The sequence below is a fragment of the Paenisporosarcina antarctica genome (assembly GCF_004367585.1).
Classification (GTDB): domain Bacteria; phylum Bacillota; class Bacilli; order Bacillales_A; family Planococcaceae; genus Paenisporosarcina; species Paenisporosarcina antarctica.
Genome location: NZ_CP038015.1, coordinates 3,671,561 through 3,696,935, shown reverse-complemented (window position 1 = coordinate 3,696,935; position 25,375 = coordinate 3,671,561). Strand labels below are relative to the sequence as shown.

General features: G+C 35.8%; 23 protein-coding genes. 14 read left to right on the top strand and 9 right to left on the bottom strand.

What is annotated here, in order from left to right; all coding sequences use genetic code 11:
- Positions 1-4: 4 nt before the first annotated feature.
- From E2636_RS17545 to rluF, 3 genes are all read right to left on the bottom strand, one after another.
- Entirely contained in the window at positions 5-796 is a 792-nt protein-coding gene (locus tag E2636_RS17545; protein WP_134211577.1) for a hypothetical protein, read from the bottom strand.
- Positions 797-1,040: 244 nt separating this feature from the next.
- The gene (locus tag E2636_RS17540) at positions 1,041-1,760 is read right to left on the bottom strand and encodes a DUF6904 family protein (protein ID WP_134211576.1); all 720 of its coding nucleotides are present in this window, start codon (positions 1,758-1,760) and stop codon (positions 1,041-1,043) included.
- A 23-nt stretch (positions 1,761-1,783) separates the two neighbouring features.
- The gene (rluF, locus tag E2636_RS17535; RefSeq protein ID WP_134211857.1) at positions 1,784-2,488 is read right to left on the bottom strand and encodes a 23S rRNA pseudouridine(2604) synthase RluF; all 705 of its coding nucleotides are present in this window, start codon (positions 2,486-2,488) and stop codon (positions 1,784-1,786) included.
- A 183-nt stretch (positions 2,489-2,671) separates the two neighbouring features.
- Between rluF and E2636_RS17530 the strand changes: the two genes are divergently transcribed.
- The 9 genes from E2636_RS17530 (at position 2,672) to E2636_RS17485 (ending at position 11,270) form a co-directional block, all read left to right on the top strand.
- Positions 2,672-3,355, top strand: a complete 684-nt coding sequence (locus tag E2636_RS17530) for a Crp/Fnr family transcriptional regulator (RefSeq protein WP_134211856.1) — start codon at positions 2,672-2,674, stop codon at positions 3,353-3,355.
- 406 nt (positions 3,356-3,761) lie between these two features.
- A complete protein-coding gene (locus tag E2636_RS17525; protein ID WP_134211575.1) occupies positions 3,762-4,730 on the top strand; it encodes a nuclease-related domain-containing protein in 969 nt (322 codons plus the stop codon).
- Positions 4,731-5,086: 356 nt separating this feature from the next.
- Positions 5,087-5,227 (top strand): cytochrome C oxidase subunit II, encoded by a 141-nt coding sequence (locus E2636_RS17520; RefSeq protein ID WP_134211574.1) that lies wholly within the window; start codon positions 5,087-5,089, stop codon positions 5,225-5,227.
- A gap of 16 nt (positions 5,228-5,243) precedes the next feature.
- Positions 5,244-5,711, top strand: coding sequence for a cytochrome c oxidase subunit II (locus E2636_RS17515; RefSeq protein WP_017379570.1), 468 nt, complete (start codon positions 5,244-5,246; stop codon positions 5,709-5,711).
- 2 nt (positions 5,712-5,713) lie between these two features.
- Positions 5,714-7,360, top strand: coding sequence for a b(o/a)3-type cytochrome-c oxidase subunit 1 (locus E2636_RS17510; protein WP_134211572.1), 1,647 nt, complete (start codon positions 5,714-5,716; stop codon positions 7,358-7,360).
- Positions 7,361-7,672: 312 nt separating this feature from the next.
- Entirely contained in the window at positions 7,673-9,193 is a 1,521-nt protein-coding gene (adh, locus tag E2636_RS17505; RefSeq protein ID WP_134211570.1) for an aldehyde dehydrogenase, read from the top strand.
- A gap of 18 nt (positions 9,194-9,211) precedes the next feature.
- Entirely contained in the window at positions 9,212-9,580 is a 369-nt protein-coding gene (locus E2636_RS17500; protein WP_134211568.1) for a DUF779 domain-containing protein, read from the top strand.
- Positions 9,581-10,238: 658 nt separating this feature from the next.
- Positions 10,239-10,445 carry a hypothetical protein gene (locus E2636_RS17490; RefSeq protein WP_134211564.1) on the top strand — a complete coding sequence of 69 codons (207 nt, stop codon included), beginning with the start codon at positions 10,239-10,241 and terminating at the stop codon, positions 10,443-10,445.
- 99 nt (positions 10,446-10,544) lie between these two features.
- Positions 10,545-11,270, top strand: coding sequence for an SDR family NAD(P)-dependent oxidoreductase (locus E2636_RS17485; RefSeq protein ID WP_134211562.1), 726 nt, complete (start codon positions 10,545-10,547; stop codon positions 11,268-11,270).
- A gap of 107 nt (positions 11,271-11,377) precedes the next feature.
- On the opposite strand, the gene E2636_RS17480 is transcribed toward E2636_RS17485, so the two are convergent.
- Positions 11,378-11,755 carry a hypothetical protein gene (locus E2636_RS17480; protein WP_134211560.1) on the bottom strand — a complete coding sequence of 126 codons (378 nt, stop codon included), beginning with the start codon at positions 11,753-11,755 and terminating at the stop codon, positions 11,378-11,380.
- Between the two features lie 217 nt (positions 11,756-11,972).
- Positions 11,973-13,331 carry a DUF4910 domain-containing protein gene (locus E2636_RS17475; protein WP_134211559.1) on the bottom strand — a complete coding sequence of 453 codons (1,359 nt, stop codon included), beginning with the start codon at positions 13,329-13,331 and terminating at the stop codon, positions 11,973-11,975.
- Between the two features lie 945 nt (positions 13,332-14,276).
- Here E2636_RS17475 and E2636_RS17470 point away from each other — a divergent pair.
- The 4 genes from E2636_RS17470 to E2636_RS17455 are packed head-to-tail and all read left to right on the top strand — an operon-like array spanning position 14,277 to position 18,877.
- Positions 14,277-15,038: a hypothetical protein gene (locus tag E2636_RS17470; RefSeq protein WP_243840697.1), complete on the top strand. Its 762-nt coding sequence runs from the start codon at positions 14,277-14,279 to the stop codon at positions 15,036-15,038.
- On the top strand, positions 15,035-16,267 hold the full coding sequence (locus E2636_RS17465) for a glycosyltransferase family 2 protein (RefSeq protein ID WP_134211555.1): 1,233 nt from the start codon (positions 15,035-15,037) through the stop codon (positions 16,265-16,267). Before E2636_RS17470 ends, E2636_RS17465 begins: the two co-directional genes overlap by 4 nt.
- Entirely contained in the window at positions 16,264-17,223 is a 960-nt protein-coding gene (locus E2636_RS17460) for a hypothetical protein (protein WP_134211553.1), read from the top strand. The genes E2636_RS17465 and E2636_RS17460 overlap by 4 nt, the downstream gene beginning before the upstream one ends.
- Positions 17,213-18,877 carry a DUF2334 domain-containing protein gene (locus tag E2636_RS17455; protein ID WP_134211551.1) on the top strand — a complete coding sequence of 555 codons (1,665 nt, stop codon included), beginning with the start codon at positions 17,213-17,215 and terminating at the stop codon, positions 18,875-18,877. Before E2636_RS17460 ends, E2636_RS17455 begins: the two co-directional genes overlap by 11 nt.
- A 54-nt stretch (positions 18,878-18,931) precedes the next feature.
- Here E2636_RS17455 and E2636_RS17450 read toward each other — a convergent pair whose 3' ends face one another.
- From E2636_RS17450 to E2636_RS17435, 4 genes are all read right to left on the bottom strand, one after another.
- The gene (locus E2636_RS17450; protein WP_134211549.1) at positions 18,932-19,768 is read right to left on the bottom strand and encodes an AAC(3) family N-acetyltransferase; all 837 of its coding nucleotides are present in this window, start codon (positions 19,766-19,768) and stop codon (positions 18,932-18,934) included.
- Between the two features lie 397 nt (positions 19,769-20,165).
- Positions 20,166-21,182 carry an NADP-dependent oxidoreductase gene (locus E2636_RS17445; RefSeq protein WP_134211547.1) on the bottom strand — a complete coding sequence of 339 codons (1,017 nt, stop codon included), beginning with the start codon at positions 21,180-21,182 and terminating at the stop codon, positions 20,166-20,168.
- A 471-nt stretch (positions 21,183-21,653) separates the two neighbouring features.
- Entirely contained in the window at positions 21,654-22,028 is a 375-nt protein-coding gene (locus E2636_RS17440; RefSeq protein ID WP_134211545.1) for a cupredoxin domain-containing protein, read from the bottom strand.
- Between the two features lie 281 nt (positions 22,029-22,309).
- Positions 22,310-22,834 carry a YusW family protein gene (locus tag E2636_RS17435; protein ID WP_134211544.1) on the bottom strand — a complete coding sequence of 175 codons (525 nt, stop codon included), beginning with the start codon at positions 22,832-22,834 and terminating at the stop codon, positions 22,310-22,312.
- A 673-nt stretch (positions 22,835-23,507) separates the two neighbouring features.
- Here E2636_RS17435 and E2636_RS17430 point away from each other — a divergent pair.
- A complete protein-coding gene (locus E2636_RS17430) occupies positions 23,508-25,310 on the top strand; it encodes a DNA/RNA non-specific endonuclease (protein ID WP_134211542.1) in 1,803 nt (600 codons plus the stop codon).
- The last annotated feature ends 65 nt before the right edge of the window (positions 25,311-25,375 follow it).

Genomic DNA, 25,375 nt, shown 5'->3' with positions numbered 1-25,375 from the left:
CAGATTATGCTTCAGATGATGTAGTTGTAGCTTGTGATTCCTCACTAACAGGTTCCTCTTTTTGTTGTAATTTCATGTGTGGACCGCCATGCTTATGTTCTTTATGACCTCCGCGAGGATTAAAACCAAGCTCTTCCATTTGAATCTGAGCTTCAGCTTCAGTTAACGTTCCTGCTTCAACTTGTTCTCTAATCTTATCGAGTTGCGCTTTTTGCTCATCTGTTAATTTTTCGTGTGATGGTCCGCGTGTTAAAAATTTAGCACTAAAGTCAAGACCAAGTTCTTCAATCTTTTCTTGTGCTTGTGCTTGTGTTAAGTCGCCAGCAATGAATTGATCACGAATTTCGGTTAACGCCACTTTTGTTTCTTCATCTAAATCTTGTATATCCAAGTGAGTTAAAAAATCTTCCGGCAAGTCAACAGATAATTCATCAAGTTTAGCTTGAGCTTCTACTTCAGTTAAGTCACCTGCTTTAAATTGGTCACGGATGTCTTTAATGGCAGTCTGTGTTTCTTCATCGATGTTGCCAAATGGACCTTTACCATGGTGTCCACGATGCCCAGCTTTACCAAATCCAGGGTCAATACCAAGCTCCTCCATTTGGGCGTGTGCTTCTTCATGTGTAATGTCACCCGTTTTTACTTGATCACGAATTTCATCTAAAGTCGCTTTGGTATCTGCGGAAATTTCTTCTGTTGTACTTTTTGCAGTTGATGCAGCTAAAATCGATGGTGCCGCAATTGCACCAAGTGTTAATACACTTGCTAAAAGAATACTACCAGTCATTTTCTTCATCTTCATCCTCCTAAAAATTCATTGTGGAAACGTTCCACAATCCTACAATAACTCGGCAATGTGTCAGGAGAATGTCAAAGAAAAAAAGAACGTAAATCTGTTCTCTTGAAGAGTGAAAGCGATGTTGTACGATTATCTTAAAAATAGTCGTCAATCCTACCTTAGATAATCACTGTATTTATCTTTTAGAGTTTTCAATCTCAGTTCCGGTGGCGAGCTGGTTAGGCTTCTGCTCTTTGCGGGTCTACCATTCAATTTCTTCTGGGTATTTTTTTGTAATTAACATATCGTGAATAGCTCTTTTGCTATCGTGGGCGGATTTAATTACTTGATCGCGCATCATATGGTAGTCTTTATCTTGAATTGCAAGTTTTAATGCAAACTTGCCTAAGCCCTTTTCGCGCTGCTCTTTTGTTAAGTCAATATATTTAAAATTGAGCATATCAACAAATTGAATAGCATATTCTTGCACATTTGTTTCGTTACTGCTCAATATATTCATGAAGCGATCGTGCTCTTCTTTTGACATGACGGGTTGCAGAGCTTCTCCAACAACCGATTGAAACTTACGTATCGTTGTAACTTGTACATCAAGACTAGGATATAAGTGGTTTTTGCTATATAAACGAATAAAATCATTTAAAGCAATGATAGTAAAAATGAGCTCAGGCCATAGTACGTCAACCGAATAATAAATATTTTTTTCGCATGAAACCATTTCGTGATGTATCTTCGCTTCTTTGTTTAAACCATTTCCTACAAAATTCACATGACGATGTGCTTGAGAAGCATGCCTAATCTCATAAGAAACACTTAGTATACGTTTGCGAGAACCTTCCCAGTCATAATACTTATTTTCATCGCCAATGACGCTGTAAATTGCTTGGTTGATTTCATCTAAATCCCAAAAGTCCCCGCTAATACGTGCCCCAGTTAAATTTTCTGTATGAGTTATCGACAACAAAAAAATCGCCTCCTGATGATCTATTACCGTTTTGGCGTATAGTTAAGCGTATTAAATAGTTCTTCTAACTCAGGTTTAGTTAAGTCCCGCCAATCTCCAACAGATAACCCATCAACATGAATATTCATGATGCGTACACGTTGTAAACTCTTTACGTCGTAACCAAGTTCAGTACACATACGGCGAATTTGGCGATTTAAACCTTGTGTTAAAGTGATTTTAAACATATGGGTAGAGAGCTTCTCAACTTTGCATGGTAAAGTTTTCGTTTCTAAAATCTCTACACCTTCAGCCATTTTTTGAACAAACTCTTGCGTTATTGGTTGATCAACTTTAACGATATATTCTTTTTCATGCTCATTTTCAGAACGCAGAATTTCATTCACAATATCCCCATCATTTGTTAATAAAATAAGGCCATGAGAGTCTTTATCTATTCGACCAATATGAAAAATACGGAGTGGATGATTAACGAAATCCACTATGTTTCCTTTAATATGGCGCTCCGTGGTACTTGTAATACCAACTGGTTTATTAAGGGCAATATAGACATATGGATCTTCATGTTTTACCGCTTTGCCGTCTGCATGCACATTGTCATCAGGTCCTACTTTGCTGCCTAGCTCCGCTTTTTCTCCGTTAATTGTAATTCGTCCATCTTCTATCCATTTATCAGCACCGCGACGAGATACGATACCTGCTTCACTTAAATATTTATTAATACGAATAAGGATCACCTGCTTTATTTAATAGTCTTATTATACCGCATAAATGATGTGTATAATCAATGGAAGAAAAGCCAAATCATCTGAATATTTCTATCTAATATAATGGGATTATGATACCCTTTACTCAAGTGAACAATCGGGTTTATTTCGATGAGGAAAGGTGGGCTTCATTTGAATGACGAGATGATCGATACATCTTTTGAATTGAAAGAATTACTTTCCATTAGACATAGTGTAAAAGAATATAACAAAGACACCTACTTGTTTCAAGAAGGTGACACTATCGAAGGTATATATTTAATTCGTTCAGGAAAAGTACAAATTGGGAAAATCACCCCAGATGGCAGAGAAGTAACCTTAAGAGTTTGTGGTTCCAATCAGTTGGTTGGCGAAGTAACTCTTTATACAACAATTTCTAAATATATGTTAGATGCAAAAGTCATTGAAGATGCAGTTTGTGTGAAGATTAAAATTGATGACCTTGAGGAAGCCCTGAGTAATAATTCTAAACTTGCCGTAGCTTTTATTAAGTGGATGGGGATCAATCATCAAAAAACACAGACTAAATTTCGTGACCTCATGCTACATGGCAAAAAAGGTGCGCTTTACTCAACGTTAATCCGTATGACAAACACTTACGGAGTACAAAAAGATTACGGAATTCTCATAGATTTGAATCTTACCAATCAAGAACTTGCCAATTTTTGTGGGATGGCACGTGAAGTGGTGAACAGATTGTTAAGTGACTTGAGAAAACAAAACAAAATTTCAATGATAGATGGAAAAATTATTATTCGCGATATAGACTATTTAAGAAACAAAAATAATTGCGAAAATTGCCCAATTGCATTTTGTAAAATTGACTAAACAAGAGGTTACCCAAATTGGGATGACTTTTTTATTAGAATTAATTACTCTGAAAGCTACACTTGAGCTAATTAGCCCTCGAACATAACTGTTTGAGGGTATTTTTATGGATAAAATTGGGCGAAACGGATTAAATCACGGTTGAAGCCGATTAAATGGTCAGTGAAGCCGATTAAAACGACTGTGAAGCCGATAAAAATAACCGCGAAGCCGATTAAACCTCTATCAAAGCGGAATAAAATTCCTATAGTTAATGAAAATTAAATTATCTACCATGACTGATGTTACAAAATTAAAAAATGAAAGAAGTAATGGAGGCAAAATTAAATTTTGCCGAATAACCGTGTCAAAAGAATTTATTCGTTGTAAAATTTGAGGAAATAAATTTTATTGGGGAGTAAAATCTATGATCATGAAATATCGCTCAGATTCGTTGAAATTATTAGGAATTGAGGCTGCGTTAAGAAGGCTATCAGTATCACATCCAAAATACGAATACTTAACGAATCAACAAAAACAAATAACTGCGGGCATTGTGGGAGAGGAGCTTCTTAATAAGTTATTTTCACGAGTTACATTCAAATTCGAGTACTTTATATTTCATGATTTACATTTGAAATCAACAGCCACTTTTCAAATGGATTCGTTATTTTTGACTCCATATTATGCGATTATTATAGAAATGAAGAATATCGCGGGGCATATCAAAATTCGTAAAGATCATCCACAGCTTGAAAGAACATTGCTTACGGGAAAAGTTGATTATTTCAGAAATCCGATTGGTCAAATTGTAGAAATTACAGATGTATTTGAGGATTTTCTACAAATGCATGGAATGCGATTACCCATATACCAGGTTATTATATTCAAAGATTCAAATCGGTTTGTCGAGTTTGATGAAAATAGCATACCAATTTTTGGACTGCAAGAACTTCCGCATTTTATTCGAACGAGACCACGCGTAGATGTAAAACTAAAGCCTTCTCAAATGAAGAAACTTATAGATGCATTGGTTAACAATCACCATGATTATTTGCCTTTCCCCATAACCACTCATTTTTCAATTGATTCAAAAGATATAGTTTCAGGCGTGAGATGTCAATTCTGCCAAGTTTTTTCTGTGGAAAAAGCATTTAGAGAATGGAGATGCATGTATTGCACCAAGGTTTTCAAAACAGCCCATCTTGATGCTTTGAACGATTACGCTATGTTACTAAGTAATAAAATTAGCAACAAAGAGTTTCGAAGTTTCCTTCAAATAGCGAACCCTAAACAAGCATCCGACATTCTAAGACGGATGAATCTTCCTATGACAGGATGTAAGAAAAAAAGAGAGTACTTGTTGGACTATCGAAATGTTAAGAAACCAACATAATATTAAAGATATTTTCCTACCAATTACTTAGCTAATTAGCCCTCGAACATAACTGTTTGAGAGTATTTTTATGGGTAAAATTGGGCGAAACGGATTAAATCACGGTTGAAGCCGATTAAATGGTCAGTGAAGCCGATTAAAACGACTGTGAAGCCGATAAAAATAACCGCGAAGCCGATTAAACCTCTAGCGAAGCGGAATAAACTTCCTATGAGCCCAGTAAGAAGAAATTTTGCTTGACTAGTTTAGAGTAATTCAACTAAAATTCGACAAATCTATGAAAAATCACGAAAAGTGTGATAAACATCACACTGCTTGTACTACTAAAGTATTACCCTTAAACATAGGATGAATGAATGAAAGAGGTGTGTGAAGTGAGTAAAAAAAATCAACCACCAGAAATAAATTTAAAAGGAACATTAGTAAGTGTTTTTGTTGTTGGAATTGTTATTTTAGCCATGTGGATAATCGTTTATTTAATGTATGTAGGACGTTGAAAAGGAGTAGATTAGTATGCATCTTCATAAGTATGAAAAAATTTGGTTAGTATTTGGTATCGTATCACTCATAGTGTTTTTAAGTATTGTAGGGGTTAGTGCATTTGCTCACAACCATACACCATCGGGCGGAGTTGATACAATTGACCCGAAAAAAGTAAATGAAACTGCTCCGTTTGATAATCCAGGAGTTACAAAGCTCGATGAGGATACTTATCAAGTTGCTATTGTGGCATTGGCTTTTGGCTACACTGCCCCAGAACTTAAAGTTCCGGTTGGTAAAGAAATCATTTTTAAAGTAACGAGTACGGATGTCGTACACAGTTTTACCATCGTTGACACAAAAGTCAATATGATGGTTGTTCCTGGTCATATTACAACAAAATCATACACTTTCGACAAACCCGGAAAGTATTTGATTCTTTGTAATGAATATTGCGGAGCAGGCCACCACATGATGTCTACAGAAATTGAGGTGTATTAGTAATGATTGCTGCACAAGATCGCAAGTTAGCTTTATGGAATATAGCAGTAGCATACATTGCTTTTTTAATCGGGACATTAGCCGGTTTGCTTCAAGTTTTCATTAGAAATGATGCTCTCCAATTACCAAGTTGGTTAGATTATTATCAAATTTTAACGGCACACGGTGTGTTGCTTGCACTTATTTTTACAACTTATTTTATTTTTGGTTTCTTTATAACAGGCATGAGCAAAAGTCTTGGAAGTTTCGGCCCCAAAGTTCGTTTAACCGCCTGGATAGGCTTTGCGGTGACAACGATAGGTACCGTATTAGCCACGATTATGATTGTTTCCGGAAAAGCATCGGTGTTGTATACGTTTTATGCACCACTGAAGGCAAGTGGATGGTTTTACGTAGGGCTAGCATTGTTTGTTGTTGGAACTTGGATTACTAGTTTTGCATTAGTAGGTCATTATATCGTTTGGCGTAAAGAGCACAAAGGTAAATTAAGTCCACTATTTGCCTTCATGGCAATAACAACAATTGTCATGTGGATTATTTCTTGTTTAGGCGTAGTAGCAACAGTTGTATTTCAATTCATTCCATGGGCGTTTGGTTGGGTAGATACGATAAATGTCGAATTAAGCCGCTCATTATTTTGGTATTTTGGTCATCCTCTAGTATATTTTTGGCTATTACCAGCATATATGGCTTGGTATGTAGTCGTTCCGAAATTACTTGGTACAAAAGTATTCAGTGATTCGTTAGCGCGTCTTGCATTTGTATTATTTATTCTCTTTTCAATTCCAGTTGGATTTCACCATCAATTAACAGAACCGGGGATATCTGATTTTTGGAAATTCCTGCAAGTTGTATTAACGTTCATGGTAATCGTGCCATCATTAATAACAGCTTTCTCGATGTTTGCCACTTTTGAAATAGCAGGTCGTCAAAAAGGTGGAAAAGGACTATTTGGTTGGATTAAGAAACTCCCTTGGAAAGATGTTCGCTTTACATCAATTTTTGTAGCAATGGCGTTCTTTATCCCTGGTGGAGCTGGCGGGATTATAAACGCGAGTTTCCAATTAAATGAATTAGTACACAATACGTTATGGATTGTCGGACATTTTCACATTACTGTCGGAACACCTGTAGCCATGACGTTTATGGGCCTAACATTTTGGTTGATTCCATATTTAACAGGTCGTAAATTTTCAAAATCAATGCAAAAGCTTGGATTTATTCAAATTATTACATGGACAATAGGAATGTTATTAATGTCGACATCTCAACATATCTTAGGACTTCTTGGTGCGCCAAGACGTACCGCGTATTCTGGTTATAATGATCATCCTGCTGCACAGGGCTGGTTTGAAGGTCTTATAACTAATCATGTAACAATGGCAATTGGAGGAAGTATCTTATTCTTATCAGCGATGATTTTAATTTATATTGTCGTTATGTCAATGTTCCTTTCACCAAAAGCTGAACGTGAAGAAGATTTCGTCGACTTTCCAATGGCGGAAAGCGATAGTGAACATACACCGAAATTTCTTGAAAACTGGTGGATCTGGATTGGCATTGCATTCGCTCTTATCATCATTGCCTATGCAATTCCATTAGGCGCAATGCTTGATTTCCCTGGTTCAGAAGGATATAAAACTTGGTAGGAGTTGAGTAAAGTGGTCCTCATGTTGTTAACAGCAATTGTTGTCATTACATTAGTAACTGCGATTATAGTCGAAATTAATACATTAGAAGATTAATAATTTAAAAGGTTTGTAGCGAGAGTAATCGCTACAAACCTTTTTTTGACTGACATTTACAAACTATTAACATATTGCTTAAACAAATATGTTGTAATTTTCAATGAAGTCTGACAATATGAAGTGGACGGATTTCCTTAATTTAGTATTCTTTTATTCTAAGAATGGAAGCGCATACAAAATGGGGGATTACGAACGAAATGGAGGAATTTGAGAATGGTATATGCAAATCCAAACACAAAAGGCTCAATTGTAACTTTTAAAGAGAAGTATGATAACTATATTAACGGAAAATGGACTGCCCCAGTAAAAGGTCAATATTTTGATAATGTGACGCCTATTACGGGTAAAAATTTCACTCAAATCGCTCGTTCAACTTCTGAAGACATTGAGCTAGCTTTAGATGCAGCTCATGCAGCAAAAGACGCATGGGGCAAAACATCTGTAGCTGAACGTGCTAATATTTTAAATAAAATTGCTGATCGCATGGAAGAAAATTTAGAGATGTTAGCAGTTGCAGAAACATGGGATAACGGAAAAGCAGTGCGTGAAACATTAAATGCTGACTTGCCACTTGGCATCGATCACTTCCGCTACTTTGCAGGAGCGATCCGTGCGCAAGAAGGATCTTTAAGTCAAATTGACAACGATACAGTTGCTTATCATTTTCATGAACCAATTGGTGTTGTAGCACAAATAATACCTTGGAATTTCCCATTGTTAATGGCTATTTGGAAGCTTGCACCAGCACTTGCGGCAGGAAACTGTGTCGTATTAAAACCTGCTGAGCAAACACCAGCTAGTATTCTAGTATTTGCAGAACTAGTGGGCGATCTGTTACCACCGGGCGTATTGAATGTCGTCAATGGTTTTGGTTTAGAAGCAGGGAAACCTCTTGCATCAAACCCGCGCATTGGGAAAGTTGCATTTACTGGTGAAACGACAACTGGTCGAATGATCATGCAGTATGCTTCCCAAAATTTAATCCCAGTTACATTAGAATTAGGTGGCAAGTCACCAAACATTTTCTTCGAAGATGTGATGGATCATGACGATGCATTCTTAGATAAAGCAGTAGAAGGATTTGTTTTGTTCGCATTAAATCAAGGTGAAGTATGTACTTGTCCTTCACGAGCGTTAGTTCAGGAATCGATTTACGATAAATTCATGGAGAAAGTATTAGCACGCGTTGAAGCAATTAAAGTAGGTAATCCTTTAGATCCAAACACAATGATGGGTGCACAAGCTTCAAATGAACAATTAGAAAAAATCTTGTCATACTTAGATATTGGTAAACAAGAAGGAGCAGAGTGTCTAATTGGTGGAGAACGCAATAATTTAGAAGGCGATTTAGCTGGTGGGTATTATGTAAAACCAACTGTCTTCAAAGGGAATAACAAAATGCGTATTTTCCAAGAAGAAATTTTTGGTCCAGTTGTCTCAGTAACAACGTTCAAAACGCAAGAAGAAGCATTAGAAATAGCCAACGATACGTTATACGGTCTTGGTGCAGGTGTATGGTCTCGTAACATGAACACTGCATACCGTTTCGGACGTGCGATTCAAGCAGGTCGCGTATGGACAAACTGTTACCATGCTTACCCAGCGCATGCTGCGTTCGGTGGATACAAAATGTCAGGTATCGGTCGCGAAAATCACTTAATGATGTTAAATCATTATCAACAAACGAAAAACTTACTAGTTAGCTACAGTGAAGATAAATTAGGATTCTTTTGATTGAAAGGAGAATAACCAATGATTGAACGAGTCATTGCGACGGATGCTACGCTTGAACTAATTGAATTGTTGAAAAGCAAGCACGGGCAAGTGATGTTCCACCAATCAGGAGGTTGTTGTGATGGGTCAGCGCCTATGTGTTTCCCAGATGGTGATTTGATAGTGGGCGATCAAGATGTGCTGCTCGGTTCAATTGGTGATAGTCCTTTCTATATGCACAAAAGCCAATATGACTATTGGAAACATACGCAATTAATTATCGATGTGATAGACGGTCGAGGCGGCATGTTTTCTCTAGAAGGCGTAGAAGGTAAACGATTTTTAACCAGATCGCGCGCGTTTACTGAAGAGGAGTATCATGAAATACAAGCAAGCTCAAAAGTTTAAGTATAAAGCCGTCATGTTGCAAGTGAAAACTTGTAATATGACGGCTTTTTTACAAAATATGAAAGTATATAAATTTAGTGAGCCATGAATCCAGTATTTCGGGTGTTTTGGACAAAAAAATTGATTCATTAGTATTGTTGATTTCCGTTTCAACGCCCTTTCATGTTTCGAAGCTAGCGTAGCCATGCAGAAACAGGCGGATGCTTTCCGATCTGCGGGGTCTCACCTGTCCCGCTGATCCCGCTGGAAAGATATTGGAGTCCAATATCTTTGCGACGAGTAACCGCAGGAGCACATGTTTTCGCAGTGACGAGGATACTGAAGCCAAGCCCGCGAAAAGCGTCCACCGTAGCGGAAATAAACGGGTACCTATAGTTACCCTTCTTAAAGGACCGGGCGCACTTTGCCCGGTTTTTCTTAAATGGGATGCACTAGTATGAAAAGTATATAAAATTACGTTAAATGTCCTATAATATTATTGAAAAGCATTAAAGAAGGTGTTAATTGAAGTTTGTTTATCTGTACTGGGATAAATATGTATTCCCAGGAAATATGCAAAATGAAGGAATATAAAAATTAGTAGACGGATAAATACCATTGAGTGAGCCATCATTCGGTTAAGATAAGTTACAATAAAAGAAAAAGGGGTGTGTATCATATGGGTTACATTATTTTAGCAATGTTAATTGGTGTCATCTGTTGGACACTTTGGAGATTATTCAATCATCGTCGATTACCCCTAAACTTTTTCACGCCATTTAATGATGCAATGGAAGGTAAGAAAGATGACAGCAATTCTACAGCGCTTCAAGATACGAAACACCAAGTAGAGTATGAAGAAACAACTCCAAAAAAAGAGCAGTAATGATTCATTTTTATGTAGTTTGTAATTTTAAGAAAGAGATAAACATATAGAATTTTACGTTTGAATACTAACGAGTTGGCTTGGAAGGGAATGGAATAAATGAAGGTTTATGTTGTTACAGGTGCGTCAAAAGGAATTGGTTTTGAACTGGCAAAACAATTGAGCGGAGCGGGACACTTTGTTATTGGGATTGCTCGAACAGAGAGTAAAATAGATGGGGTTAAATTCATTAAGGCAGATCTTTCTGAAACGGAGAAACTCGAATCTCTTACAAATGAAATAATTGCAGCTGCGCCACAACATGCGGTATCGTTCACGCTTATTAATAATGCTGGAATGGTTAATCCAATAGGCATAATAGGCTCAGTGAATGCGGAAGAAATAACGAATGCAATTGCAGTTAATTTAACAGCACCCATGATTATTTCGAATGCATTTATTTCTAAATTGAAGGATTCTAATGTAAGTAAACGTATCGTCAATATATCTTCCGGAGCGGGCCGAAATGCGTATGAAGGCTGGGGAACATACTGTGCAACAAAAGCGGGCATTGATCATTTTTCACGAGTAGTCGCAATTGAGCAATTAAATGCACAGCATCCAGTAGACATTGTCTCAATCGCTCCGGGCATCATCGACACCGGAATGCAAGAAATAATAAGAGCAAGTAAAGAAGAAGCTTTCCCTCTACTTGATAAATTTATTGAGTACAAAGAACAAGGATTACTAAGCAGTGCACAACAAACTGCACAAAAACTTATCTCATTCATGGAAAATGAAGACTTTAAAGAAGTTGGTTCAATAGTTGATATTAGAAATTATTAGTTTGATTTCTTTAGTCGATAATGATAGAAATCCTCTCGAAAAACAGGGATTTTCATAACTGATTACACCGCATTTGCGGTGTCTTTTTATTTTCATTCTATTTACTATTAACCTGGTAAATTTTCTTTTATAAATTTTGTTGCCTCTTGAATATTATGCGTTTTCAAAACTATCCCTTTATAGTCAAAGATAATAAAAACAGGATTTTTTTCAATACCCAATTTTGGATATTTGGTATTCGTGTATTCCAAATCGCAGCTTATATTCATAGTCGTTATCTTACTATTGTTAAATGCTTGCGGCCATTTACGCATTCCATCTTCTTCTAATCGTGCCTCTTCACCCCACATAATAAAGAGTGAATATTCACCTTTATTTTCTGGCAATAGTTCAGGGTATGTAGAAAAAATGGAAGTAAAAACAACAATAATTAATATTGAAAAAAAGAGCATTAATAGTAAAAAATATTTTTGAATAGCAGACACCCCTTAATGTAAACACACTTAAAACTCTTCTATTAAATACTTTTTCATGCAAAATATACAGTTAATTTAATTCTCCTTTAAGAATAAGAAAAGGTTTACCTCATAAGTAATATTCGTTAACCAAAATCCAATTCCTGCTTTATCCATCTAATTAAACAAAAACCCCTACGTAGCTTGTTTAGTGTACTCAAGATACGTGGGGTTTTTCATGTATGAGTTATTTTACTTGATGATCGATACGAATTTGATTCCATAAAGCAATACTAACGATTTCTGCTACATCTTGTAGTTTCTCTTTACTAATTTTGTCGATTTTATCTTCTGGCTTGTGATACCAAGGCTCAGCTGGATTATGAATGAAGAGAGCAGAGGGAATACCGACGTTTGCAAAAGGTACATGATCACTCCGGTCCCCTTGATTAACGGGTGTTGGTTCACCATTTAACTTTGTACTAGCTGCCTGAGCTTGTTGTGTGACAAGATTCTGCTTGCCGTCAGCTGTCTGTAAGATTAATTCACCAGCATCTTTACTTCCCACCATATCTAGATTGAAATTCGCAGATATACGGCTGATTTCATCCTTAGTTAAATTCGCGACGTAGTGAGTAGAACCAAGTAATCCAAACTCTTCTGCACCAAACGTGATAAAACGAATTTCAGTCTCGCTAGGAATATTTTTCATTACACGTGACAGTTCAAGTGTCATAGCAGCTCCCGACGCATTATCATTGGCACCTGGTGCACCTGCAACTGAGTCATGATGTGCGCTAATCACAATAATATCTTTGTCTATCTTACTTGATTTATTTACTTGTTTTAAGTTACTTGTTGGCATCTTTGTAGCAATGACATTATGTGAAATGTTTTTTTGAGATTTTGAACCTTTTATTGTTATTGACGCATGTGTAATAGGCTTCTTGTTAATATGTTTCACCAACTCGTCACCTTCAGCTTCTGTCAATAACACCGCAGGAACAAGTGCCTTATTTACTTCGCCAAGGCTACCCATGATAATGCCAGGAACATTGTTGTAAAAGATTACACCTACAGCACCTTTTGCAATAACATTAGACATTTTATCATTAAAACTAATCTCACCACGTTCCAATAGCGCAATTTTACCGGTTAAATTTAGATATTGTAGCTCTTCAACTTTACCAAGTCCAGCTGTGACAATTTCACCAGATACCTGTCCACTTATCGAATATTCCAAAGCCTGTGGATCTAAACTTTTTGTAAAGCGATCTATAGATAATTTAATGGTGTGAGGTGCAGTGTAATCAGTGAAAGTGAAAGCTTGAACTTCAGTTTTATAACCATATGATTCAAAATTCTTTTTGATATAGGCAACCGCATCATCTTCTTGCTCTGTGCCTGCAACTCGAGGCGACTTGGATAGGAATTTAATATTGTTAAACATCGAGTCGGAGTCAATTGTTTGTAGAATTGTGTTTTCAAGATTAACTGATTTTTCAACTTGTGTAGAGGTGTAATGTGTCGCGAGAGTCGCAATGGGAGCAACCGTGCCAAGTGCTAAAATCGCTACAAATATAACTTTAAATATGGATTTCTTCATTTTAATCCTCCCAATTAGTAATTGTATTAGGATGAACAAAAATGAGATTTTTACTTGTTAAATTAATTTATTTTTTCAACTTAAATATTTGCAAGTCCATTGATTTTTTCTCCTTGTATCCCCAGTCGTAAATACTCCGATAGCATTTTAATAACTAAAATTAGCGATAAATGGTAAAAGTATTGGATTACTTTAAAACTTTTTCATCCATAAAGATAAGAACCTATATTAGGAATGACGATTGGATTTTCTCCTATTGTTATTGCTCTTCCAGCAATCCCTCTACTCTGTAAAATATTAAAACTATTTCAAACTACCCCCTCTAAAGAAGAATTGATTCGGTACAAAAGTATACCTTCTCTAGACAAGAGTAGTAGAAAAGAGTACCCAAAGTTGAATGATTCAGTAGACAAATGATTTCAAAAGAGCACACTTCTGAGTGAGGATAACAATAATACAATCTCCTATAATTTAATTAAGCAGTGACTAGCCGAATCCTGCTTGGAGTATAAAAGGAGATGCACAGCTCAGTGATTCTGCTTCTTTATGGAAAGGGACATGATATAAACATTCTATTTTCCCATGAACTCCAAAAAAATAGGCATAAAGGTAAAATTCGACAACTTTAGAGTTTATAATGCATAAATAGAACTATATGAATAACACAGTGCGACAAAAATTACGGAATTATATAGTTATAATGATGTATATAATTGGTATTAATAAGGATTTATTAATGTCGCAGCTTCATCTTAATTTTGATTTATCTAGTTTATTGTATGGGTGTCATAAATAAAATAGATTGGACAATAAATAGTTTGATCGTTTATTAAATAATTTAGAGAGGAGATATAGAAATAGATTCGATAAGCCTAAAAATTGATAACATTTAATTATAAAAAACATGACTAGAAAGTAGGGAATTAAATGAGGTATCTAAATAACATGTTAATTGCAATACCGTTTATTCTCTTTGTATACGCTCAAGTGTTTGCACTTTATTTCTTACCGCAATCCCTTGTGTTGATACATATCGTTGTTTTGGCTAGCATGATTATCATTCTATTCCTAATAAAATGGAATTGGTCATTTATGTTTATTGTTATTACTACTCTGGTGTATGGATTTACTTTAACAGGTCTGGCATTTACTGAGAATTATCTGCAACAACAGCAGATAGAATTTGTATTATTGAATATTGTTTACTTTGTGTCTATTCTTTCTATTTGGTATTCAGCTCATCATCTTCAGAAGTTGAAAATAACATTAGAGTTTGAAAAACTAAAAAACTTCGAATTACAAAAGTTTGTGAGTACCCACTCTCGTTTACTAACGAATAAAGAATTCTCAGAACGAGTGTCAATTAATTTAGTAGGATTAAAACGAAGGAATGAAATGGGCTTTTTAATGCAAATAAGTGTAAATGTAAAAAAGAATAAGGAACAAATATATAAGAAGATACTGGCGGAAGTCATTGAGGATAGCACGAGAGATCAGTTTGACTTTTTCACCCTGACAGACACTTCAACATTTCTTGTTTTCTTACAAAATACAAGCGAAGACGGATGTCAGATTGTGCAATCTCGAGTAATAGATAAATTAAGAGGAAAAGTAAACATTACTGAACTCCCTGTAAATTTCACTACGAAGCGAGTTGAATACCTACAAGACACGAAATCACATTTAAAGGTAGGGAGTTTTGCATGAAAATAATTTTACTTAGTGTCATCATATTTTTTGGATTTCTGCTGATTTATTATTCAATCTTAACGATAGCAGGAATTTACTTTAGACAAAGAAAGATCATTAGGAAAAAATTAGACTTCTATCCGTCAGTGGCCATACTTATTCCAGCGCATAATGAAGGAATTGTTATTAGAAACACGTTGGAAGCCATGTTAAAACTCACGTATCCTGGAAAAATGGATGTTTACTTACTTGATGATCAATCCACCGATGAAACAGCTGAAATTGGTCGAGAATTTTCATCATCATTTTTAAATTGTCACTATGTTCAAGTATCTGACGGGAATCCAAAAGGAAAATCTCGCGTATTAAACTATGGTCTGTCCATAACCGAATCAGATTACTTCATTATCTATGATGCTGATAATCAACCAAACCATGATGCGTTAAAGCTACTGGTTGAGGTTGCTGAACAGACTCCCAACGCAGCGGGTGCAATTGGTTATGTTCGTACAATTAATCAAGAAAAAAATCTATTAACACGAATGATTTCAATTGAATTTCAAGTCTTTCAATTACTAATGCAATGCGGCCGTTGGGCTCTTTTTAAAACAGGATCACTTCCAGGGACAAATATGTTATTGAAGCGATCGGTAATTGAAGAGGTAGGTGGATATGATCCATACGCGTTGGCAGAAGATGCTGAACTGACCATTCGTATTACAGCTAAAGATTACCTTTTGCCAATTGTACCTGAAGCGGAAACCTGGGAACAAGAACCTGAAAATCTAAGAGCGTTTATTAAACAACGGACTCGATGGTTAATTGGGAACTTGTATCTACTAGAGAAATTATTTTATGATCCCACATATTGGCGGGGAAAAGTTTTGTATCATACGGGACAACATTTATTAACCTATTTCTTTTTCGTCATTATGTTACTTTTTTCAAACACTTGGTTTGTATTAAGTTTAACTGGTGTGGACTTACCTGTAATGACGCAACCACTAATAATGATTTGGTTTTTAAGTTATTTGGTATTTTCGTTCCAAATAGTAGGTAGTATGATATTTAATAAAAATACATCAGCTATTAATTTAATAGTAGGCATGATTATGTACTTCACTTATTCACAACTATTTTTGATACTTCTATTTCGTGCTATCTATTCTTATTCAATCAACCGTGTACGCGGTAAAACGATTGCTTGGGATAAAACGAAGCGTTATAAAGAAGAACATGTTCAATGAAAAAAAAGTTTTCTATTGTAATTATCCTGATTTTCAGTATTGGAGGGGCCATGATCTATCTTAATTTAAAAAGTTTAGATGCAATCGAAACTATTGAAATGAAATATGCGACTGATGAAGGTTTAATTAAAAATTATTCTCAAACAGACAAGCCAGAATACCTTCTTGAGAGTACAGGGCTGTATATGGAACTTCTTTTACAACGAAAAGAAAAGGTGCGTTTTAATGACCAAGTAAAGGTATTAAAAAAATTTTTTATCGTTAAAGTTGATAACGAACTCTTTATGAAGTGGAAAACTGGTTCAGATATCTCTGTTAATGCATTTATAGATGATATTCGAATTATCCATATTCTAAGGCAAGCTGCGGATATATTCGATCGTCAAGAGTATCGAATATTAGCCGATGAATTAACGCAACCTATTAAGGAATATCAAATTATTAATAATCAAATTCCTCATTATTACGACTGGAACTCGAAATATCCAGCACCAACAATGGTAAATAGTTATTTACATGATGACTATTTAAAGATTCTTGTACTAGACAGATATCCTTCGCCGACTATAGATGGTTTGTTTTTTGCAGAAGAACAAACGATTAAAAATAATAAACCAATTTCATCAGAAGAGGCACATATGGTCGATCAACTACTTATTGCCACATATTGTATAGATAAATCTTGTGAAAATCCTCAATTTCATGGATGGCTAAAAAAACAGTGGGACGAAAGAAAATTAATAAATGGTCGCTATAATAAAAAAAATGGTGAGCCAACGGTAAATTATGAATCTCGCGCAGTTTATGCGCTGGCAGTTCTTTATTTCAATAAGACTCAGCCATCTATAGCGAAAGAAATTTTAAAAAGAAAGTCATCTTTTTTTAGTAATAGAACTGATTCAAAGACACATTTTTTTGATTATGTTCATGGGGTGATTGTAAGCTATGAAGAATAAATTAACTTTGGTGTTAATCGTATTAATGAGTACCTTATTCTTTCCTTTCAGCGCTTTAGCTGCAGAAAAACAAGACCGTGCATTAATAATATCTACTTCAAATGATATAACTGAAGTTCGTATACTAGATACGATTATTAGTAATTTTACAAGTGATATTACAGTTAAATCTGATGAAGAGTCAATTAAATTAGATGAATACACGCACGTATTTTATGTAGGTACAATAAATAAGAAGATTTCTACTGACCTTATTAATCAAATGGAAAATTTTCAAGGGAAAGTTATCTTCTTCGGTAAAAATGTAGAACAATTAAAAAAGCGATTTGCGTTTGTGAAGACTTCTGAGAATGAAATGATCCGTTCCGTTTCAATACCAAAATCATCCATTAGAACGGAGATAGAAGAAAAAAGAATAATTAAAAAAATAGAAGTAGTAGGAAAAAATCAAGAAGTTTTAGCTAGTGGGGATGATACGAAACCATTAATCATTAAAGATAATGATTCATATTATGTTGGTACTACTAACTTCCATAATCCTATAGGCATGGTAATAGGGGAAGCCTTATACGAAGTTTTTGGGAAACAAGCGAATAGTGAGAGAGTAAAATATTTACGATTAGAAGATATCCATCCGAAAGTAGACGCAGCAAATCTTAAAGAAATTGCCGTATACTTGAAGGAGCAGAACATCCCTTATTTAGTAACAGTTATCCCTGTATACACATCACCAAAGACACAAGAAGAGATTAACTTAGCAGATGTTCCAGAGTTGGTTAAGGTATTGCAATATATGCAAAAAAATGGTGCGAGTTTTATTTTACACGGATACAAACATCAATATAGAGATAGTGAAACAGGAGAAGGATTCGAATTTTGGGACGTTGATAATAATCGGCCGGTGTATCAATCACAAGATGATAAAATAGTTATTCCTACTAATGAGGTTCAACAACAAAAACTTGAACAATATGAAGAAAAGTATATTCGTGATGCAATTCAAAATGGTGTAGAGGAAATGATTTCACATAGATTGTATCCACTCGCTTTTGAACCATCGCATTATGCTATGTCACAAGCTGGTTATAAAATACTTGCAGAACATTTTTCAACATACGTAGGACAGTTGCAAATTACAGATCAATCAAGAAAAAGTACCTATAGCTTAATTACTGACGGAAAACCTAGTTTCTTACATGGAATGAAACTAATTCCTGAAACAATGGGCTACATTGATAAAGACATTAAAAATCCTACTAATCCATATGAATTAAGTCTTAAGAATATGAAGGCTAAAGGTGATGACATCGCTCAATATTCAGATTCTTATTTCGCTGCTTTCTATCATCCATATCTAGGGTTAGATACTTTAAAGGAAGTAGTAAGTATATTAAACTCTTATCCCAATACGACATGGCTTGACCTAAAGCAATCATCTAATGAAGTGAAAGTTGATGATATCCTTATTCAATCCGAAAATGGGGAAATTACAATCGAAAAGGATAGATTATCAAGTGAGTATGAAACAACTATTGTTGTTAATCATAGCTTCAAATATCTTTTAATAGCTGGCGGTTTATTATTTATTATGGCCATCTACCTTATTACATCTCGTTTTAACTTAAATCCAAGTACAGAAATTAGAAATGAATAGACACGGTAAAAGTCCGCAGAAACAGCTTTTCATGTTTCTACGGACTTTACTTATTTATTTCAAAGTTTGCATAATATCTTCTGGAGGATTGTTTTTCAACCACTCCTCACCAAAGGTTATAAGAGGCTTTATCTGAACGACGCGGCAGTCGGCTTGACCTAATTTCCCTGCGTAACTTGCAGTAGGATGTGCTTTCTCAAATGCTTCACCAAGCTCTGGGAAACGATCCGAATCCCCATCGACAGATTGGTATTCAATCCATTGACGTTCGCCGTCAACTAACATAGCTGCTCCTTGATTGGTATACGTTTTATGTTCAAGCAAGTACTCAGATAGATGCAAAGCTGTACATGAATCATAACCAACGCCTAGTAAAAGAATTTTGACGTTTTCATTTAAAATTTTCCCTAGGGGAGAACCCAAACCAAATGAATCTTCTAGGGGATGGTCACTCATCCATTCTTCCGCATGTTTACCCCATGCCATAAAACTATGAACGGGATGATTGCTACGTATGGTTTTCGGGTGGCGATGAAAACATTCCGCAATCTTTCCCATTCCACGTAGAGGTGTTAAATGTCGATCATATGCGGGCGTGTGTTGACGAATTGGGTCATGCCACTCTTTCGGAACAGGTGGCAACATCCAATAAGAGGGCTCAGAATTTTCCGCAGATTGTGCTGCCATGATAATGGTACCTTCCGTAGTAATGGTTTCCATCAATGCATCTATAACGGCTTTTGCTCCGCCAGCAATCCAACCCATCGATTTAATAGATGAATGGACCATAATGGCGTCTCCTGCCTTTATATCAAGAGTATGTAATTGTTGTTTTAACGTTTCAACCGATTGAAAAGAGGTTGTTTCTTGTACCCGATCAAATTCACTCATAGTATAGGCCTCCAATCATTGATAGCTTAATTGTATAGGAGAATGAGAAATATTGAAATGTGCTAGTTACACAAATGGGGCTGTTTAATAAGTCTCTACTACAAAATAAGTGTAGAAAAATGAATGTTTTTCTATACCTATATTTGAACATTGCACCAAGTTTATATTTGTCCGTTTTGAACAAGGTGAAAGTATGGTTGATTGGAGTGGAAGATTGTAAGAAAACCAGGTCCTTCTGCGGTTACTCCTCGCAAAGCGTTCGTCTGTTTCTGAATCGCTGCGCTAGCTTCGAAACATGAAAGTGCGTTGCGACGGTAATCTACAACCGCTAAATAAAAAAGGGAACTGCCCTTAGTCATATGTTTTGACTTTTAGGACAGTCCCATTTTCTATTCATCTATTTTTCGATTTCAGATACTTTCACAATGGCTTTCCCTAGGTTTTTACCTATAAAGAGATCCAAGAATGCGTCGATTGTACGGTCAAAACCTTCTGTGACTGTTTCCTCATACTTCAGTTTTCCTTCTTTTAACCAACCTGCTAAATCACTTACACCTTCGCCAAAACGAGGCGAGTAGTTACCGATAGTAAAGCCTTGCATCAATGAGCTCGTCTTAATTAAATAACCCTGTACACGTGGTCCTAAATCTGGTCTTTCGTTATTGTAGGAAGAAATAGCACCACACACAGGAATTCGCGCAAAATTATTCAACAGTGGGAAGATAGCGTCGGCAATTTCACCGCCTACATTTTCATAATAGACGTCTATGCCATTCGGACATGCTTCACGTAATGCTTCAGCCACATTTTGAGTTTTGTAATTAATTGCTGCATCAAATCCTAATTCATCGATTAAAAACTTCACTTTTTCGTCTGAACCAACTATGCCGACAACTCGAGTACCTTTAATTTTCGCAATTTGTCCAACGATTGAACCAACAGCTCCTGCTGCTCCTGAAACGACAACCGTTTCACCTTGTTGTGGCTTCCCAATATCCAGTAAACCAAAGTAAGCCGTTAATCCAGTCATACCTAGCACACTTAAATAAGCGGAGGCAGGGGCCCGAGAGTGATCAATTTTGCGAACCGTATTTTCGTTTGCAATACTGTATTCTTGCCATGGCAGTGCCCCTAGAACGACATCACCTTTTTTAAAAAGTGTCGACTTGGAAAATACTACTTGAGCAATAACACCACTTGAAATCATTTCGTTTAATTCAAACGGAGCAATATAAGATTTCGTATCATTCATGCGTCCACGTAAATAAGGATCGACTGAAATATAAACAGTTCTTACCAGTACTTCGCCTTCAGACGCTTCACCAATTGGTGCAGTTACCATCTTAAAATCTTCTTTTGTAGGTGTGCCCTTTGGACGATTAATTAATTTAATTTGTTTTTGCATGTCTCTCATCCTTTCAGTCACTAAGTGTATGTGTATTAATACATTAACTTAAATGGATAACTTTTTCATGTAAAAAGTCCTTAACCAAGGTTAAGGGCTTTTGGGAATTAATATCATTTTTGAGTGTTGAATGATAAAGGGTCTTTGTCAAATGACGTTGGTGAAGAATTTTAGTCGGCTATAATTGATTGATTTATTTGTCGCGGGACTGTCCAGAAATTCATTAAAACTGACTTTTCACGGCAGTCTTTTCTTACGATTAGTCAAGTATCCCGTTGCTTTCCGTTCCAGATGGACGCTTTCCGCACGCCCACGCAACGCTTCCACTCGGAACGGAAATCAGCGTGTATCAGGCTTTTTTTAGTTTCATAGATATTTATAAAAAAAATATTGAATTATTTCTATAGACAAATAAAAAAATGCAGCGTGAAGACACGCTGCATTCAGATGCAAAAAGTATGAATACCTTTGCAGGTTGTACTACTCAACAATTAGCTTAGTTGTCATCGTCTCATGACCTTCACCACAAGGTACAGTACATACCACTTCATATTCACCTGGTTCAAGTGTAGCTGTAGCTTCACCTTCGCCATCAATTACTAAATCAGTTCCAACAATCTTAACTCCGTGGAAGCCTTCTTCATTTGCAAGCTTAACTGTTACTTCTCCAGCGGGAACTGTATAGCTTTCTTTATCAAACTCCCAATTAGAAGCTACTAGTTCTACTGTATTTGCAGCTGAACTTTCTCCACCGTCAGTAGTGTCTTTAGTTTCTTTAGCTGCATCGTCTCCACCACATGCTGCTAATACTAATAATAATGAAGCAAACATAGTGCTTATAATTAATTTTTTCATATTGATTTCCTCCTCTATATAAATGGGTATTTCTTCTTAACAACCTAATCGTAAGGGTTTATCTAATGATTAGGTGTGATGTACATCACGATTTTAACATACGTCATTATAATGACATAATTAAGAAAGCTTCCTTAATTATTTATTAGCTCAGTAATTCCTAGCTAACAACTGCGCCATTGATATTCAGTTGTTTTCCAAAAGTAATATACAGAAGGTAGGCAAATAAATATAGAGTAAATTAAGGAATCGAATCTCTCTTTTTGAAGTTTGACTTCTTCCTATTTAGTCACTTCAATTTTGCTTTTCTCATCATTAAACCATGTGATGTCTACTTCAATCTCTGTATAATTCTCCTCAATATTAAAAGTTTTGATGACTTGGGAAAGAATTTCTTCATCAACCATATCTTCTTTTAATTGAAGTGCTGTCAGTAAAGGTCTCAATTGTGCCATTGCTTCGTCGCCATCGACATCAATATTGTCATCCGCCGCATCCAGAGTGATATCATTCCCTAAATTTTTATACTTGGCATCAGTGGAATCTTTCTTTTCCTCATAGTTCACTTCCAGCGATTCTTCTTGGTCTGAATAATCAACTTCGAGTTCAAACTTTTTAAATCCATAAGATTCACCAGTATCAGCTGGATCTTCACCAGGTGCCGTTTCTTCGATGTCATTGTTCGTATCATTATTTGTAATATCTTTTGTAACATCTGCCTTATTTCCACAAGCCCCTAATATCAAAGTTAAAGCTAACATTAAACTTGTGAATATTGATATTTTTTTAAATTTCACATGTCTCATCCTTTCATAATAAATCCTAATAATTGGTTTACCCGAAGAAAAAAAATTTATTCAGGAGTATTATCAATATCGAATACAATGTTAATTTTTAAAGTGACCAACACGCCATAGTTTTTAATGTTTTTTAATAAATTCGCCAAAGTTAGTGTGGGGGAGAATGATAAAATCCGAATATCAAGAGTTTATTTTTTTGAAATAAATCAAACTTTGGATTAAAGGAGATTAAAATTTATTACAACGACAACAGTGTTTTAATATAAGTAGTAGCAACCCATGTGGCAAGTTCATTGGGGTTGCTTTTTTTATCTGCTCGCTGAGAAAATGAATACAAATTAATGAAGAAAGACTGTTTTATTGATCTAATTTTAGATTACTACACTAAGAAGGAAGCATGTAAGACTTTGAATTCACATTAAAGTACACAAAAGAATTAAAAGAAACAGTCTCTTGGAAGGAAAAACAATTTGAATTAGAGAAGTAACTAGAGAGGTAATAATCAATCACTTTCTCTGTATCTAATTTTCATTAATAATAGAACACTAAAGAAAATCCAAAAGTAAATTGAATTGTATCTCAAAACAAGTACAACTGGCGTGAAAAATGGGCTAGTGTTTTCAATTCAATTGTATATAACCTCATATTATCTCTTATTAATATACCAAGGAGGATAAAAATGTCTAACAAACAACTTGACGAATTTCAAAAGTTTAATATGAATCTTTTAGAGTTGCAACAACAGCAAGCATTAAAGCGTTATATTTTGCGTTCGGATGAACGGGAACGAATGGCCAGAGAACTGAAATCTAAAAATCCTTTGGAAGTAGATACGCCTGAGCGAGTCGCCCTACGAAAATCGATTATTAATCCACGTGATGGACTTGCGATAGAGCGTATTATTGGCCGAGAAGATTTATTTCCTATCTCTTATCTTGAAGCGGGTCTAAAAGCTGCCACTTCTGTTTGTAGAATCGAAATCCGTGACCGTATAGGCAGAGTTCTAGGGTACGGTACAGGCTTTCTTGTCTCACCTTCTTTATTGCTTACAAATAATCATGTATTGGAGAACTATGATACCGCTCAGTCCAGTGTCGCGCAATTTAACTATGAAATTGATCTTGATTTAAACGAACGTCCCATGAAAAGCTTCCGTTTAACACCAGAACGTTTCTTTATTACGGATCAGAAGCTTGATTTCACATTAGTCGCTATAGAGGAAGTGTCTGATGATGGCACAAAAGTGAGTAATTTTGGGTTCTTGCCTCTCATCTCGCAAACAGGGAAAGCTTTGGTTGGTGAATATGTATCAATTATTCAACATCCTTCTGGAGCACATAAAGCTGTAGCAATCAGAGAGAATCAAATTTTAGATGTATTTGACAATTATATTCACTACACAACAGACACCATGCCTGGTTCTTCCGGTTCACCTGTATTTAATGACGAATGGATCGTAATCTCCCTCCACCATGCGGGAGTTCCCGATCCAAAGAACCCGGCTGAATTCATAGCCAATGAAGGAATTCGAATCAGTAGTATTCTCCAGTTTGTCACGGAACAATGTTCAAACTTAAATGATGCTCAAAAATTATTAATTAATTTTATCGAGCAGGGGTGTGAAGTCCCTGAGTATACTAATGAAGAGATGGTAGTTGAGGATTTAAGCGCCTCATGGTATGAAGGTTCGACCGGTTATGACGCGAGATTTCTAGGTGACGAACATGAATTGCCACTTCCGACATTCATGTCTGATCTTGAAGATGATATTGCTCAGTTACAAGACGGAAGCAATGTGCTCAATTATACGAACTTTTCAATTGTCATGAGCAAGTCACGCCGTTTAGCATATTATACGGTGGTAAATATTGACGGTAATCAATTGATAGATATTGAACGTAATGATAATTGGTATTTCGATTCTCGCATTAAAATAGAGTACCAATGCGGACCTGAATTATATAAAAATAATCCGCTTGATCGGGGACATCTTGTCCGCAGGCGCGATCCTAATTGGGGAGAGTCAGCGGAAAAGGCGAATAAGGATACGTTCCATTTTACAAATTGTGCTCCACAGCACAGTAATCTGAATCAAAAAAGCTGGCTGGATCTGGAGAATTATATTTTACACAATGCTAAAAACTCAAATCTTAAAGTGACAGTGTTTACAGGACCAGTTTTTAAGGTAGATGACATTACTTATAGAGGAATTCAGATACCTGCAGAGTTTTGGAAAATAGCTGTAATTGTTAAGGAAGATGGGAGCTTATCTGCAACAGCTTATCTGCAGACTCAAAAAAATCTTACTGAGGATTTGGAATTTGCATACGGTGAATATAAAACTTATCAAGTACCAATTTCCAAAATTGAAGTGATGACAGGTCTTGATTTTGGGGCTATACGTGATCACGACCCAATCAATCAATTAGAATCGTCAATTGGACGTGTCATTAAGAAATCAGGGGATATCAAATTTGAATGAAACCAGATTGAGAAAAAAGTATCGCTTTTAGCGATGCTTTTTTCGTGCAGAACAATTTGCGCGAG